The following is a 16,987-nucleotide window of genomic DNA, read 5'->3' on the forward strand; positions in this document are numbered from 1 at the left end:
AGTTTCATAAAAAGTAATTCTAAATAAAAAGGGAGAACGAAAGTTTCTCCCTTTTTATTTAGAATGGATAGCCAATCGCTAAATTGAACATTAAATTGTTCTTGCGCCACTGACTACTTCCCAAATCGATATCTTTAAATACCCATCGATCTCCTTTTTCTAAGTAGGGGACACGGAATGGAATTGCAAAATCTGTTCTTAAAATTAAAAAAGTAAAGTCAAATCTTAAACCTAGTCCACCGCCAACAGCCAATTCTGTTAGAAAATCCTTACTAAACTTCGCCCCTGGTTTTTCATCATCCGTATTTTGCAACCACACATTACCGGCGTCAATAAATGCCGCCCAGTGTACAAATCCTGCAAGTTTAGCACGATATTCAGTGTTGAGTTCCAATTTAATATCACCCGTTTGATCCGCATAAAATTTGTCCGTACCAATATTCTGAGGTTTCAACGTTCCAGGACCGATTGCACGTGCTGCAAATGCTCGGATGCTATTAGGACCACCCACATAATATTGTTTTAAATAAGGCAGTGCACGTGAGTTTCCATAGGAATAACTTAAACCCACACTAACGCGAGAAGCCAATTGCGAATTTTCACTCAATTTGAGATAGTGTCTACCATCACCACTTATTTTAATATATTGAGAAAAGTAAGCGTTAAATAATTTAAAAGTCTTCCCTTCGTTATAATTAGCACCCTTGAGCAATCCCAAAACGTTACCTGATAAATCCAAATTTCCTTTAAAATAAAACGTGTTCTTTAGAGTTTTATTCATCGTGTTGGACAAGGTGAAATTGTAGTTTGGACCAATGGTGAATTGCGGCTCAATAGCATGTCTTAACGTAGGCACAGTATCCAATTGAGCTTTATATTCATCAGACACACGACTAGGTTGTACATAAGTGATTTCTAATAATCCTAGATCATGTTGTTTTTCTTGTGATTCTTGCCAAATATAACCGTAGTCGAGTTTGAGTGATCGTAAAGTATACGCTTTGGTTCTATTCAAGAATTCAAACCCTGTTTTAATATATGTTTTTGGTATGTACCTACGACTCGGATCTATTTTAAAAGGTGACAGGATACGCGGTAGTGTCAAGGTCAGATCAGCTCCATAGCGATAATAGCTCGAATTTAAGCTAACACTTCCGCCCGTCTGTGTTTCATAACCACCAAATACATTGAGACTAAGTAATTCAGCTCCTCTAAAGGCATTGTGCAATTGCCAGTTTACATTAAGCTCCGTACCATTATAAACGGATGCCATTTTACCCAAAAGCTCCACCCGAATTGATTTTTTAGGAAGAGGAGTAAGGTAGTAGTAAACATCTAATCCATTTTTAACATCCTTACTATCTACAAAATTGTTTTTAACAAATTTGAAACTGTTTAAATTGACAAGATGACTGATCGTCTTGTTATGTGCATCACGGTTATAAAGATCCCCTTTTCTGAAGAAAATATGATTCGCAAGAACGGGTTTTCTAAAGGTGTTTTGCCTATCTATAAAATAATACGAACTATCAAATAGTTCCGCATTACGAGGTGCACGCTGATAACCTGTTCCGGCATCTGTATAATTTGGATAGATGTATATATTATTAATTTTCGATGGCGCTTTGGCAATTTCTGGTGTTTCAGGCTTCAGGGTTACATACAAATTTACTTTATTGTTTCCAATGGTGCTATCCACTTGTACCAATAAATAATCAGGACTGAAATAATAGTAACCAATCTTTTTGAGTTCATTGTCTATTCGGTCGCGTTCGTTTAATATATCATCAAGATCATAATGTTTACCCACTATTAAGAGTGATTTTTCACGTGATTGCAATATATCTTGACCAAGCTGGGTGGTGCTATCCACGTCAAATTTGACTGATTTTATTCGGTAGATTAAATTGGTTGTAGCAATATAGTGAATAGTCGCTTCTTTATCTTTAATGGTTGTATCAGATTTAACCTCAGCATTAAAAAAACCGATATTTTCTAGTCGATTCCGAAGTAAGTTCTCATTGTATTCTCGGTTAACATCACTTAACAGAACCGGCTCTTCCCCCATTTTTTTCAATTGTTTCTTTATGAAATTTCTTCCAACTGAATCACCAGCCATATTATTGAAAGCTAGTTTATAACGCCATCCAAATAATGATTTATTAGGTTTTGGCATAAGCACTTGTTCCAAATGTGTCGCTAATATCTTTTTTTGTTCTTTAGGAATAGTATCTGATTCAATATCAACATGACCGTCCACATATAAGGATTCACCTTCTTTTAGATTTTTAGTTGTTGAACAAGAAGCAATGAAGAGCCCCAATAATAAAACAAAAGCTATAAATTGATTACTATTTTTCATTCTTCTCCCTTTCTTCATTTCTGATCACTTTTTGTCCAATTGTGTCTGCTTTCTGATTTGTTGAATCAGTTTTATTGTTTGAATCCGTTTTTTGTATTTTTTGATTTTGATTATTGTAGCGTTCCTTATATTTTTTAGGATCGTTGCGCATAATGCTATCACGTATCACATACCTGACGCTATCACGATAAACAGAATCTGTTTCCATCCGCTCTACATCAAAACGTTTTCTAAAACTTTTGCTGCCAGAATTATATTCGTTAAGCTTCTTAGAATTCATCCAAATTTCTTTGAATTTATTATAGCTCATATTGATGATAAATCCAATACCAGTTTCTACATATTGTCCTTGAAGGGTTACTTGATACTGATTTTTACGATATACCCTTGCAAAATATCTTCCATCAGGAGATAATTGATAGTCCAAACTAATATCTCCAGCAATATTAGCAGCCTGTTCTCCAGGTCTTGAATTACCTTCAACCTCAAAGTTTGAACCAATCGTTATCTTCAATCGATCATTGAATAACATTTTTGAAACCCCAATATTTAAGTCAGTGCGTGTTTCTCCTACTCCGGTGGTGAAATCTTGTTCTGATTGTAAGTCAAAATCTAATTCCACACCTTTTATAAGATCTGATGCCAAGCGATTTAGTTGTGAGGTAAGTAACGAACTAACGCTATTTCGAGCCATGGATTCAACACCACCTCCACCAGATAAACTTTCAAATGGATTGGAAGCCATAAACCGACCTAGCACAATCAAAGAAAAAACTTGCTTATTGATTTCTGAAGGATCTGTACGAAGCTGTGCAAGAGCATTATTGACTTTACTTACAACATCTTGAGAGGCGATTGCATTATTTTCATCCAAATCAATATCAAATCCCAATTTAGGCTCAAAAAGTTGTTCTGTAATCAATAGATTCACATTAAAAGGAACACGTTGTTTGTAAAGATTAGCGTTCTCCGCACCCAGCTGCGTCTGTACGAGTTCTAGGGTAGGAGCTTTTACTTTATACACGGCAGTAATATCCAATCTTGCATCTAAAGGATCACCAGCCCAAGTAATTGTGCTACCTTCTTTAAATAAGAATTCACGTTTCACAGGTCCAAATGAGAAGGAGTAGCTACCTTTTTCAACCGTATATGTTCCTGACATAGTGATTTTATTACTTGCATCAATTCCAGCATTTAATTCTGCCTCACCTTGAATATTTAGGGCGTCTTGAGACCCTTCATCTAAAATGACTTTAAATTTAGCATTTTTATCCGTTTGTAAATTTAATGTAACATCTATACCTGTAAGCTTAGTGGTGGTTAATGAATCTAATTTAGCAAAAACATTAGTCCTTGTCGTATCACTTTTATCCACAAATTCTACCACTCCTTTTCTTTCTACCATTCCAGGCTCATCATTTGGCATAATGAATACAAAATCAGTTTTGTCTTGGACTTTAATATTTCCATCAACAACAGGTTTATCCAGCGTGCCACGTATTCTTAAGTCCGAAGAAACATACATCTTACCAAAAAATAGATCATTATCTTGTCGCGTAGAATTCACGACTTCAAAATTATCTGTTTTAAGATTTAAATTAAAATCATAATCGATGTAGTTTTGAGTTAGAATGGTGCCATTCATAGTACCACTATTTCCTTTCTTATCTTTTATGTTGAAATCCGATAATGTAATGCCTCTATTATTAAAGGCAATTTTTTCGTTATCAATAAAGAATGCCGCATTTAGCATAGCAACATTAAACTCTGCTTTATTAAAGTTCAAATCACCATTGATGGCGGGTTTATCGGTAGTTCCCGAAATTTTTAATTGTCCCTCAACATCTCCCTTTGATTCTTTTAAATAACCAAAACTAAATGCTTGGATGGTTTTCATCTTTAAAGGGGCGATGTTTAGAACAGCATCAAATGTTGCTGCTCCTTTTGGAGGACTTATAAATTCACCGATTAAACTGACGTTATTACCATTTTCAGTGATACTCACATTTGCTGCATATGTATTTTCTTTTTCATTATTTACTTTAATATTGACATTACCAATTGTATCTGTCCCTAAGTAAAATTTATCAATGCCAATGTCAGAAACAAAAACAGGACTGCTTTCCAGACGCGAAATAGTTGCTTGTCCATTAATACCCCCGCCTAAATTCATATCATCTGCAGCGACCATTTTACTGAGAGTTTCAATTCTAAAATTTTTGAAAACGAGATCAATAGGGGAGTTTAGAACACTATCTTGTGATTTAATTTCTAATAATTGTCCGTTGTTTTCAAGGACGAAGTTATGTGCTTGAATACCAGCATTTCCAAATGAAATAACATTTGTACTATCGACATTCCATTTTTCATAGTTTAACATCAGCCCATTTTCAAGTAAGCTAAAGAGAAAGTTTCCACGGTCGACTTTCATATTAGCACCTAAATGATATTGTTCCTTATCTTGTTTATCCTTAATCCAAAGACCAAAATCAAGGTTGTTTTTAATGACCTTACCACTGAAAACAGTATTGATCAATTCAATGTTACTTACTTTAATCTTATTGATAAGAGCTGAATAGTACATTGTGCTGTCAACTGTTGTTAAATCTAGAGATACGCTATTGATATCCGTACCTGCATAAACAATTTTTGGAGCATTGAGTTTAGCTTGGATCAATTTATTCTTACTGTCAAACATACCGTCCAGAGTAATGTCTTTCATCTCAGTAAGATCTGGTAGAAAATCTTTAATAAATTTGGTTCTAGTCAACTGTGCCGAAAATTCGAATCGCTGATCTTCATATTTTGGGAGAACAACTGGTGTACCAGGTTGGTAATAAACATGTGCGATATCCTGGATAGCAGTGCCTAACTCCATTAATTTATATTTACCGACTAAATGGGCATTCAAAAATGCTGATTTCAGCATCAAGAGATTGGAACTAGTGTCCGATTTCGCAATCAGCGATATACTATCAACACTATAGCGATCATTATTATAAGCAATAGAAGAATTGATGATATGTGCTTCCCCATTTAAATAATTTGGATCGGCAGTTTCAAAATTTCCAACCATTTTACCATGATAACGAAAGTCATCATCCATCAATTTTAAATTTTGAAGATTGACACTATCCACCATCAATTCAAAATTAACTTTTGGATATTTTTGACTCATATCGGCCGTAGCATTTAAATTAAATTTGATATTAGGGTCAATACTAGTAATATTTGCTTTAATATCTCCTGAATTGGCATTCATGTTCATGTCGATATTATGATAACGGTATCCAAGTGCATCCAATTGAATGAGTTTGCCATCTACGTTAGCAATGGCTTTCTTAGGATCAAGTCCGTGACCTTTTACATTGGCTTCAAAGGATAATATACCTAATACAGAATCTTGCTTTAAAATCTTTCCGATATCAAAGTCCTTAATAGATACAAAAGCATCATATGTCGTATCACGCTTTGAAATATCAAATTTACCATTGACTTTGGCTGTTCCTTTTTCTGTGACCAATGCCAAGTTGGTATTGAATGATTGCATTCCACCCTTAAATGTTCCCGTTAATCCAATCGCGTTTGGAAGCTCAAGGTTTTTAGGGAAGAGCGATTTCGCAACGAGTTGCTCAATATCTGATCGTCCAGTAGTGAATTTTTTAAGGGTAAGGTCTATGGACATCTTGTCTACATCAGGAAGTCCCTTAATTCGGGCACTGGCAATTACTTTTGTGTTCGATAATGTACTGAAATCTAAGTGTGGGATATTGAGATCATTCAATCTTCCTATAACTTTTCCGTCGATGTTGAACTTTTTATTCATTAATGGATGCATGATCTCCATCGTATCCAGAAAAGGAGCAAAATAATAAATATCGCGCATATCAACGTGACTCTTTTTTATATTGGCATTGACAGTAAGTAATTCTGGTTTCTCTGCTATTGCTTCCAGAGAGGGGTATGATATCTTAATATAATCTTGTAATAATGTTTTGGCAGTTGCTGCATATAGATTTTTGATTTCAGCACCAGTATTGGTATAGATGAAATCACCTTTTAAGCTTTTAATTTCGAAACCAGAGTGATCCTTTGCTGTTAAGGATTTTAAAGATCCACTAATCGAGTCTGCACTGTAAAATAAGTCCGTCATTGCAGTATTAATCGCGGGAACTTTGATGTTAAAATAATCAAATCCCTTCATGCGAGCCTGATTATCATCTTTATACCAAACATTGGTATTGTTGATGTTGATATCAGAAACAGATACAACCCAATTTACTTTACTAGGAGGTGATGACGCAGTATTTTTATCCGATACAGGTAAAGTTTTTTTTGCTATTTTATCAAAAAAAACTTGTGAATCAGATCCTTCCAAACTTATTTTTTTTATATCGACAATTTCCTTATTAAGATCAATATTGTTGATATCAGCATATAGTTTTTGAATCGAAAACTTTGTTCTCAATTTGGATGATTTATCCTCATAGTGAACATTTATGTTTCTCAAATCAGCGATGTTAATACCAATATCAGGTAAAAGAGAAGTCGCAATAGTTGTGGGATCTGTAATTCCAAAATCCTCAACACTGGGGCCGTCTCCTTCTTCTGTAGGATTCCATTGTGTTATGATAGCACCCAGACCATCAATATTAATTTTTGGCATGTCAAATGCCATATTTTTCGTTAGGTCAAATTTCTTGATGCGTGTATCAAAATGTTTTAAATAGACATCGGCATTTGTACCAATGACATCATCTGCATAAACGATATGAAAACGGTCAAATATGACTTTATCCATGTTAAACACCATTGCTGAAGTAGTATCGGATTTTGTTTTGGACGGTTCAGGGCTAGCAAATGCTTTAATTATGTAATCAAAGTTGAAACTGCTATCAGGCATAGATCTATGAATTTTTGCTGTTATACCTGTGGCCTCCAATTGTTGAATCTCGACTGTGCTTTTAAGCAATTTTATCATATTGATCTCGACCTTTATGGCTTCTCCGGCAACTAAGGTATCCTTAGACTGATCTTCAAGATAAATATTCTCTAAAACAAGTTTTTTAGGAAATTCTATGTTAACACGCCCTATACGGACAGGAGTTCCTATCTTTCCTTCCACATAAGTAGTTACTTTTCCCGCAATATAAGTTTGCACAGAAGGAAGTCGTATTAAAAAAATAATGAGAAGTATGAGTCCTATTACAGATCCAATGATCCATAATAGGGTCTTTAATGCGATACGGCTAAATTTATTCAAAATATATTCTAGTCTTTGTAAACCCCTAAATTTAATATTATAACGTAAAACAAGTAAATATGTTTATACTGTGCTCATTATTTTATAAACTTTTATGGTTGCTTGATATGATAATATCCCCCCTCTAATAGTTGAAGGAGGTCAATTTTGCAATATTAGCGATATCAAACAAAAATAATGCCTTAATTTTACAAAAATAGCATACTATTATCGAGGTTTTAGCAAGATTGATAATTAATTTTTTTCTGTGTATATTCGTTAAAATCAACATTAAACAAATGGAAAGAAAAAAATTTTTAAGTTCATTGGCGATAGCAGGCGTCGGTGGCACTATATTCACATCATGCTTAAATTCTGAAGATAAATTACAAAAAGAAAATACAGGTACAGGTTTTTCTGATGGATTTATTTTTCACAGTGTCTATTTTTGGCTAAAAGATGGGATTAGTAAAGAAGAAGAAAAGGATTTTTTAAATTTTTTTGAAATTTTAAAAAAAGTGCCGGGAGTTGAATCTTGTCATATTGGAAAACCAGCCGCGACAAATCCAAGACCAGTTGTAGATAATACTTTTTCATACCATATTATGCTCACTTTTGCCAATATTGAAGCAATAACAAAATATGAAACCCATCCAAATCATTTAGCAGGTATTGATCAATATAGTAAGTATTGGAATAAAGTGGAAGTAAAAGATACTCTACTAGGAGAGTAGTTCGTTTAAGTAGTTTATGGAGAACTTAATAGTTCTCCATAAACTACTTAACTTCGATATGCTGGGAAGTATCTGGTTTGTCTTGATCATCTTTATCCTTCCTTTCGACCGTTATCGTACACTCTGTTAGTAATGCTGCCATTGCTCCGACTGCTGCAAATATGGGGGCAAATATGAGTCCGATAGCACCCACTGTAACAGGAAAACTCATAATTTCTTTCCCTGATTTATCAGAAATACTGATCTTCGTTACGTTTCCATCAGCAATGAGTTCTTTAATCTTCTTTAATAGATTTTCACCAGTAATCGAAAATGTTTCTTTAATACTCATAATGTTTTGATTTTTAATTGATGACTTTTAAATATAACCATTTTTCATCAGTAATTATAGTGAAAATTTTAAAAGCGGTGTTCACGTTTAAATTCATTAAATCTGGATTTATTTTTACCATCTACCCTTGATGCTACCGCCCATATTGCTGCGGGCAACCAACCGATAAGTGTACACTGCAAAATCAAACATAAAATTCCAGAAAAAATTTTCCCTCTTAAAAAAAAGGACAACCAGGGTAATAATACAGCTATTAAAATCATATCTTCTATTTTTAAACTTGTTCAAATATAAATTCTATTTTACTGGACATTCGCTGGTTTTAGGTAAGACTATTGAAAATATCGGCGAATACATGCTATTAAAAGGTAAAAGAAGTGTGCGATAATGGACCATGATTTACTTCAATTCAATCAGCTCGCTTAAAATATGACCATCCCACCTATACTTGATTTGGCTTTTAGTCTCCATATAATTAGGCTCATCCAAATTGTCATCGATATTCTCAGCCTCTACTATTTTTTTATAAATCATCGTCGGATCGCCTTTATGTTCTGAAGGGAATAAAATTGTTTCGTCACGATAGAATACTCCTGCATCAGAAATGGTCATTTTACTTGGAAAATGAATGAGTTCTTGACCATTCCACGCAAAATAGTAATATTGGGTAGCTATCCCACATGCTTCACCTAAAAAAGCTGAACGATGAATATTTTTAATATTTTTTAACCCCATTGCTCCTAAGATCTTAGTATCGGTACCAGTTTGATCGTTTACTTCTGCTTGATATGAAGCGCGAGCAATGACTTTTTTTTCTCGATCAAAGACTTTGATCTCAGCATCATAGTAAGATGCTGAATTTTCTGTAGATGGTCTAAATTTTTTAAAACCATAAATGAATTGTTCGCCATCTTGATTTTGTATACTATTAAGAGCTAACAAACCTAGCCAGATGAAACCTTCTTTTTTAACATTATCTTTTACATAGCTTATTTTATGCCATGGAGCATAAAATCCTCTTACTGTACTACCATTGTATCCATCACTTTTAATTATAACCATTTTACCTTCTTGAAGAGAATCTACTAATTTAGATTTTGTATCTGCATATTCTCGAATATAAGCCATTTCAGCAAAGACATAAGTTGTGTCACCTTTTTGAAGATTCCATAAGTTATACTCTTCGTTTAAAGCATAAGCGGCAGGTTGCTCCTGTGCATGAATCAATAAAAATGCTAAGGAAGATATCAATACCGTGATTATTTTTTTCATTTTTTATTAACTAATTTTCAGTTGTAAAATTTATTTAGTGTGTAAAATCCCAATGTTAATTACAAATCTGAGTCCAAAAAAATAGTTGCGTTTTGACTATCTATTTTTCAATAATAATTTTATCAACAATGAAGATTTTATACTATAATCAGTGGGATAGGCATAAAAATGCCTCAAAAAATGTTTGTTTTTTGAGGCATTTTTATATTTTACGAGATGAATTAAGATAAACTCGCCAAGCTTTCTGCCAATATTTTCATCTTGGATTCAGCATCAGCTTTTTTATTTTGTTCATTTTGAATAATTTCAGGTTTCGCATTTTGAACGAACCTTTCATTCGATAATTTCTTGTCTACAGAAGACAAAAAGCCTTTTAAATAGTCAATTTCTTTAGTTATCCTTTCGCGTTCAGCGTCCACATCTATGTTTTCTTCAAGAGCGACATAACATTCTTCTTTACCTGCCAAGAAACTAACTGCTCCAATGACTTTCTCTTGTACAAAAGTTAATTGCTCAATATTGGCCAATTTGATGATGCTTTCTTGATAATTTGTAAAATCAATCTCTGTCGCATTGATCGCAAGGGGTAAAGCAATCTTAGGAGAGATTTGTTTGGTATTGCGGATATTCCGAACTTCAGATATAATCTGTTGTACAAAAGTAAACTCTTTGATGATTTTTTGATCGATATCACCTACGGTAGGATATTCAGCAACGATAATACAATCTTTCACATCGCGTTGTCCAAACAATTCATCATGCCATAATTCTTCAGATAAGAAAGGCATAAATGGATGTACTAGTGTCAGTATACGTTTGAAAAATCCTTTTACGACTTCAAACGTTTCCGTTTCAATAGGCGCCTGATATGCTGGCTTTACCAATTCTAAGTACCAAGCACAGAAATCATCCCATATCAATTTATAAGTTGACATCAAGGCATCCGATAGGCGATAATGGTTAAAATGATCTTCTATCTCGATTAATGTAGCATTAAATTTACTTTCAAACCATTTTGCAGCAGTTTTCTGAGCTTCAGTGGCAGGAGTATTTGTGGTCTCCCATCCTTTAACTAAGCGAAATGCATTCCAGATTTTATTCGCAAAATTACGACCTTGTTCACAATACGACACATCAAACATTAAGTCATTTCCAGCAGGAGAAGACAGCAACATACCTACACGTACACCATCTGTTCCGTATTGTGCCATTAATTCGATAGGATCAGGAGAATTACCCAATGATTTAGACATTTTACGACCTAGTTTATCACGAACGATACCAGTTAAATATACATTTTTGAAAGGAGCTTTACCGGTATATTCATGTCCCATAATCATCATACGTGCTACCCAGAAAAATAGAATTTCAGGAGCTGTAACCAGATCATTGGTAGGATAGTAATAATTAAATTCTTCATTTTGAGGATTGCGAACGCCATCAAAAACCGACATTGGCCATAAACCAGATGAAAACCAAGTATCAAGAACATCTTCTTCCTGACGGATATTTGATGAAACTTTTCCCTGTGATTCAAATTCTGTAATAGCTTCAGCTTCAGTTTTGGCAACCACCCATTCATTTTTCTCATTATACCAAGCTGGTATACGTTGTCCCCACCATAATTGGCGGGAAATACACCAATCTTTGACATTTTCCATCCAATGTTTATAGCTGGATGTAAATTTATCAGGAATTAGATTAACCTCTCCACTGACAACATAATCAAGTGCTGGTTGTGCCAATTTATCCATTTTGCACCACCATTGCATCGATAGCTTGGGTTCAATTGCAGCATCCGTACGTTCCGAAAAACCTACTTGAGACTTATAATCTTCGATTTTTTCGATTTGACCTACTTCTTCTAAAAGTTTTGCAATCTTTTTACGAGCGATAAAACGGTCTTCACCTACTAATATTTGAGCATGAGCATTTAATGTTCCATCATCGTTTAATAAATCGATAATCTCTAAATTATGCTTTTGACCTAAAGCATAATCATTTAAATCGTGAGCAGGAGTTACTTTAAGACAGCCCGTTCCAAATTCTATGTCCACATATTCATCTACTATGATTGGAATCTCGCGATTTATTAAAGGGATGATTACCGTTTTACCTTTTAGGTGCGTATAACGTTCATCATTAGGATTGATACAGATGGCAGCATCTGCCATAATTGTCTCTGGACGAGTCGTAGCAATGATGATAAATTCATTCGAATCCTTAACCTTATAACGGATATAATATAATTTTTGATTGACTTCTCTACGGATCACCTCTTCATCAGATAACGCTGTTTTTCCTTGAGGATCCCAGTTTACCATACGGACACCACGGTAGATATATCCTTCTTTATAGAATTTAATAAAGGTATCGATAACTGATTCAGAAAGATCGGCATCCATCGTGAATTTAGTGCGCTCCCAATCACAAGAAGCACCTAATTTTTCTAATTGCTTTAAGATAATACCGCCATATTTTTCTTTCCATTCCCATGCATGTTTAAGAAAATCTTCACGAGATAATGATTTTTTATCAATTCCTTGTTCTTTTAGCATAGCTACAACCTTAGCTTCGGTAGCAATAGAGGCATGGTCGGTACCAGGGACCCAACATGCATTTTTACCTTGCATACGTGCGCGACGAATCAATACATCTTGAATAGTATTGTTCAGCATATGTCCCATGTGCAATACGCCAGTGACGTTTGGAGGAGGCATTACGATAGTATAAGGTTCACGCTCATCGGGTGTAGAACGGAAAAATCCATTCTCCATCCAATAGCTGTACCATTTGTCTTCAGCTTCTTTAGGATTGTAAGTTTTTGCTATACTCATGATAATTTTTTTTCAAAATCGTTTGCAAATTTAACGATTTTAGTTGTTTTATAGAAGTTTAATATTGCTATTTCAAAAAATGGTTTTTGGACTGTTTTTCAAGATTTATGCAAAGAGCAAATTAGGTCTAATGGAGGTTACCGTTGCACGATTTCGTATTGGCTGCTGAATTGAGGTTTAACTTATTGATCACTTGGTTTTTATTTTTCCATCTCATCTTAAAGAATCATCTTATGAAATTATTGATGATATCGTAATATTTTTATAACATAATCTTCACAATTCAATCAACTATTATTGAAATAGCGTACATTTGCGTGTTTTAATTAAATACTACAAATGAACAAAATTGCCAGTGAGTTGAAGGCCTTGACTCAGTATTTTTTATTTTGGCTTATCATATGCTTTATTGATCGATTAATTTTTATAACTGCTTTTTATGATAAAATTGGATCTAAACACTTCTTTGATGTTTTTAAAATCTATTATCATGGCCTGAGTTTAGATTTTTCAGCAGTATCATACATCTGTGTTATTCCTTTTGTTATTTATTGTATCTTATCTTTTATACCACATAAACACTTTAAAAGAAAAGTTTTAGATATTTATACCATTAGTTTATTGGTCCTTTACTTTGTTGTATCTTTTATTAATATCAACATTTACAGAGAGTGGGGAGATAAGATTTCAAAGCGGGCCATTGATGCTTTCTTGGCATCACCTTCAGGGGCAGTAGCTTCTGCTGAATCGACACCTGTTTTTTTTCCTGTTTTTGGCATGATCATAGGTATTGTGGTAGGTTATTTTTTATATCGATGGATGTTTAAAAAAGTTCACTTTTATAACATCAAATTGCCACGTCAGAATACGATCAAATTGATATTAGGAGCCCTGTTGTTATTTACCTTTATAAGAGGTGGATATGGAAGAGCTACTCTAAACCCCAGTAAAGCTTATTTCTCTGAACAAAGTTTTTATAATCATGCTGCGGTAAATACGCAATGGGCCTTATTACGTGATTATTTCTCTCAAAGCACCCGTTTAAAGAGTCCCTATCATTTTTATGATGATCAGTCACAGGTACATGCTATATTAAAACCTGCATTCCAATCAAATCCAGATTCATCTGTTTCAATACTGACTACAAAGCAACCAAATATTGTTGTCATTATGTTGGAAAGTTTTGTGGGTGGTTTGATTGAATCCATGGGTGGAGAAAAAGGAATTACCCCAAATTTCGAAAAGCTCATTAATCAGGGTGTATTTTTTGATCATGTGTATGCCGCTGCAGATCGATCAGATAAAGGTATGATTGGTATCTTTAGTGCTTTTCCTGCCCAAGGACCGGAAAGTATTATTAAGTATATCGATAAACATGAAAACTTACCCGCAGTTGGTCAAGAACTTAGCACCGCAGGTTATCATGGATCATTTTATCATGGTGGGCAAAGTGAATTTTATAATTTTAAGTCTTACATGCTCATGCATGGCGTTTCGAAAGTAGTTGATAATGCTAACTTTGGCGTAGATGCGGCAAGAGCATCATGGGGAGTTTATGATCATATTGTTTTCAAGCGAATGTTGCATGATTTTGATACTGAAAAAACTCCCTTTTTCTCCACTATTTTTACATTAATCAATCACGAGCCCTTTAACTTACCGGATGGTTATAAATTTGGAACTAAAACCAATGCTGATAAATTTAGAAGTACAGCTTTTTATACAGATTCTGTAGTGTATGACTTTATCAATCAAGCAAAAAGTAAAAGCTGGTACAAAAATACGTTATTTGTTGTCGTTGCAGATCATGGGCATCGACTTCCTGCTGAAAAATGGGAGTTGTCAAATCCGCATCGCTTTCATATTCCGTTATTATTTTTTGGCGACGTTATTAAACCTGAATTTAGAGGTAAGAAAATTGAAAAAATTGGTAACCAGACTGATATAGTAGCCACTTTGCTTCATCAGTTAAATCTTCCTTCGGAAAGATACCATTGGAGTCGAGATCTGCTCAATCCCACAACTCCTCAAATCGCATTTTACAATTCCAAAGATGCCTTTGGTGTGATTACGCCTGAGCAGGTTGTCAGTTTCGATAATGTAGGAAAAATCATTAATTATAAACAACATAGTGATTATTCCCAATCGAAAACAGATAGTTTGCTGAATATCGGAAAAGCTTATTATCAGGAAGTGTACAAAGAGTTTTTAAAATATTAGCTAGTAAAGATGATAAAGTTGAAAGGTTCATTTGCTCCCTATTTGGGTCTGTTGATTCGATTCCTGATGTTGCTGTTGATTTACGCTTTTTTGAGATTAGGATTTTATTGGTTTAATTATTCGTTATTTCCGAATATCAGTGCAGATCAATTGTTATACATGTTTTGGGGAGGAGTTAAATTTGATATTGTAGCATTATTATATTTAAATGTGCTCTATCTATTGATGCAGATTATACCAGCTCCATTTAAATATAGTACAACTTATCAAAATATCGCGAAAAAGATTTTTATCATCACCAATTCAATAGGAATTGCCTTAAATCTAGCTGATTTTGCATATTATCCCTTTACGTTGAAGAGAACAACTGGGACGGTCTTCGACCAGTTTTCGCATGAACAAAATCTAGGATCTTTAGCTCTTGATTTTTGTATGGATTATTGGTATCTTTTTGTACTACTAGCAGTATTGATATATATACTGGTCAAGATCTATGATCTAGTATATATAGTCAGACCGAAATCTTTCAAGTGGACTGCATATGGTATTCAAACCGCTTGTTTTTTATTTGCTATTTTTCTATTTATAGGTGGAGTTCGCGGAGGATGGGCACATAGTACTAGACCCATTACATTGAGTAATGCAGGGGACTATGTAACAAATCCTGAAGAGATGAATATTGTGCTGAATACGCCTTTTAGCTTAATGAAAACATTGAAAGCTGTTAATCTAAAACCTATTCAGACTTATACCCCAAAAGAATTAACAGCGATATATAATCCGATCCATTATCCACAAAGTAAAGAGCCATTCAAAAAGATGAACGTCGTGTTTTTAATTTTGGAAAGCTTTGCTAAAGAACATTTCGGTGAGTTAAATAAAGATATTCAAGACGGAAAGTATAGAGGGTATACACCATTTTTAGATTCATTGATACGTGAAGGTTTTACATTTGAACATACCTATGCAAACGGACGTAAATCTATCGATGCGCTTCCCTCTGTTATAACCGGTATTCCTTCGATAGGGGAGCCATTTGTATTATCAGTGTATTCGGGCAATAAAACCACTAGTATTGCTAAATTATTGGGAGATGAAGGCTATGAGACAGCATTCTTTCATGGAGCTCCAAATGGTAGTATGGGATTTTCAGCTTACATGAAATTAGCAGGTATTCAACATTACTATGGTAAAAATGAATATAATAATGATGCAGATTTTGATGGTATATGGGGCATTTGGGATGAACCTTTTATGCAGTATATGGCAAAGGAAATCAATACCTTTAAGCAACCATTTTTTGCCAGTTTCTTTTCACTATCCTCACATCATCCTTTTAAGGTTCCAGCAAAGTATGAAGGAGTTTTTCCAAAAGGACCTTTACCTGTACAGGAACCAATCGGATATACGGATAATGCCCTGCGTCAATTTTTTAAAACTGCATCTAAAATGTCTTGGTACAGAAATACCTTGTTTGTCATCTGTGCAGATCATGCAACTGTAAGCGCTTTGCCAGAATATCAAACAGCTGCAAATAGCTTTGCTATTCCGATTATTCTATATACTCCAGGAGGGGAATTAAAAGGAAGAAGTGATAAGTTAGCACAGCAAATTGATATTATGCCAACCGTTTTGAATTATTTGCATTACGATAAACCTTATTTTGCTTTTGGGTTTGATGCATTGAACCCTACAAAAGAAAATTTTGTCGTGAATAATAATGCAGGAATTTATAATTTTTACTACAAAGATTATCTGTTGATTAATGATGGGAGAAAAAATCTATCATTACATAATCTTAAAGATGACCGTTTCATGAAACAAGATCTATTAAAACTTTCACCAAGAGTTTTAGATACGATGGAAACCAAGTTCAAGGCTTTTGAACAACAGTATAACAACAGGATGATTGACAATAAACTTATTTACGAAGGCGAATAAAAAACAGGGAATGAGTGTTAAGCTCAAACGAGCTATTATTTAATCACT

9 protein-coding genes are annotated in these 16,987 nt (G+C 34.2%); 3 read left to right on the top strand and 6 right to left on the bottom strand.

What is annotated here, in order from left to right:
* Nucleotides 1-58: 58 nt before the first annotated feature.
* Nucleotides 59-2,362 (bottom strand): BamA/TamA family outer membrane protein, encoded by a 2,304-nt coding sequence (locus tag B3P23_RS02310; RefSeq protein ID WP_293924202.1) that lies wholly within the window; start codon nucleotides 2,360-2,362, stop codon nucleotides 59-61.
* Nucleotides 2,352-7,625, bottom strand: coding sequence for a translocation/assembly module TamB domain-containing protein (locus B3P23_RS02315; RefSeq protein WP_293924204.1), 5,274 nt, complete (start codon nucleotides 7,623-7,625; stop codon nucleotides 2,352-2,354). The genes B3P23_RS02310 and B3P23_RS02315 overlap by 11 nt, the downstream gene beginning before the upstream one ends.
* A gap of 278 nt (nucleotides 7,626-7,903) precedes the next feature.
* Between B3P23_RS02315 and B3P23_RS02320 the strand changes: the two genes are divergently transcribed.
* Nucleotides 7,904-8,338, top strand: a complete 435-nt coding sequence (locus B3P23_RS02320; protein ID WP_293924206.1) for a Dabb family protein — start codon at nucleotides 7,904-7,906, stop codon at nucleotides 8,336-8,338.
* A 43-nt stretch (nucleotides 8,339-8,381) separates the two neighbouring features.
* Here B3P23_RS02320 and B3P23_RS02325 read toward each other — a convergent pair whose 3' ends face one another.
* The 4 genes from B3P23_RS02325 to B3P23_RS02340 all read right to left on the bottom strand — a co-directional run bounded on the left by B3P23_RS02325 (nucleotide 8,382) and on the right by B3P23_RS02340 (nucleotide 12,778).
* Nucleotides 8,382-8,669, bottom strand: a complete 288-nt coding sequence (locus B3P23_RS02325) for a DUF4342 domain-containing protein (protein ID WP_248755846.1) — start codon at nucleotides 8,667-8,669, stop codon at nucleotides 8,382-8,384.
* Between the two features lie 68 nt (nucleotides 8,670-8,737).
* On the bottom strand, nucleotides 8,738-8,932 hold the full coding sequence (locus tag B3P23_RS02330; protein WP_108159051.1) for a YqaE/Pmp3 family membrane protein: 195 nt from the start codon (nucleotides 8,930-8,932) through the stop codon (nucleotides 8,738-8,740).
* Nucleotides 8,933-9,068: 136 nt separating this feature from the next.
* On the bottom strand, nucleotides 9,069-9,941 hold the full coding sequence (locus tag B3P23_RS02335; protein WP_293924209.1) for a hypothetical protein: 873 nt from the start codon (nucleotides 9,939-9,941) through the stop codon (nucleotides 9,069-9,071).
* Between the two features lie 221 nt (nucleotides 9,942-10,162).
* Entirely contained in the window at nucleotides 10,163-12,778 is a 2,616-nt protein-coding gene (locus B3P23_RS02340) for a valine--tRNA ligase (protein WP_293924211.1), read from the bottom strand.
* A 339-nt stretch (nucleotides 12,779-13,117) separates the two neighbouring features.
* On the opposite strand from B3P23_RS02340, the gene B3P23_RS02345 reads away from it, so the two are divergent.
* Together B3P23_RS02345 and B3P23_RS02350 are read left to right on the top strand one after the other, a co-directional pair.
* Nucleotides 13,118-14,998 (top strand): LTA synthase family protein, encoded by a 1,881-nt coding sequence (locus tag B3P23_RS02345; RefSeq protein ID WP_293924213.1) that lies wholly within the window; start codon nucleotides 13,118-13,120, stop codon nucleotides 14,996-14,998.
* Between the two features lie 9 nt (nucleotides 14,999-15,007).
* Nucleotides 15,008-16,939, top strand: a complete 1,932-nt coding sequence (locus B3P23_RS02350; RefSeq protein ID WP_293924215.1) for an LTA synthase family protein — start codon at nucleotides 15,008-15,010, stop codon at nucleotides 16,937-16,939.
* Nucleotides 16,940-16,987 lie beyond the last annotated feature (48 nt).

Origin of the sequence: Sphingobacterium sp. UBA6320, from assembly GCF_002440335.1 — a bacterium.
Lineage (GTDB): Bacteria > Bacteroidota > Bacteroidia > Sphingobacteriales > Sphingobacteriaceae > Sphingobacterium.

Bases quoted from the DNA above. Each gene is read 5' to 3' on its own strand.
- B3P23_RS02310 (WP_293924202.1), bottom strand. From the start codon at position 2,362: ATGAAAAATAGTAATCAATTTATAGCTTTTGTTTTATTATTGGGGCTC.
- B3P23_RS02320 (WP_293924206.1), top strand. From the start codon at position 7,904: ATGGAAAGAAAAAAATTTTTAAGTTCATTGGCGATAGCAGGCGTCGGT.
- B3P23_RS02325 (WP_248755846.1), bottom strand. From the start codon at position 8,669: ATGAGTATTAAAGAAACATTTTCGATTACTGGTGAAAATCTATTAAAG.
- B3P23_RS02330 (WP_108159051.1), bottom strand. From the start codon at position 8,932: ATGATTTTAATAGCTGTATTATTACCCTGGTTGTCCTTTTTTTTAAGA.
- B3P23_RS02335 (WP_293924209.1), bottom strand. From the start codon at position 9,941: ATGAAAAAAATAATCACGGTATTGATATCTTCCTTAGCATTTTTATTG.
- B3P23_RS02340 (WP_293924211.1), bottom strand. From the start codon at position 12,778: ATGAGTATAGCAAAAACTTACAATCCTAAAGAAGCTGAAGACAAATGG.
- B3P23_RS02345 (WP_293924213.1), top strand. From the start codon at position 13,118: ATGAACAAAATTGCCAGTGAGTTGAAGGCCTTGACTCAGTATTTTTTA.
- B3P23_RS02350 (WP_293924215.1), top strand. From the start codon at position 15,008: ATGATAAAGTTGAAAGGTTCATTTGCTCCCTATTTGGGTCTGTTGATT.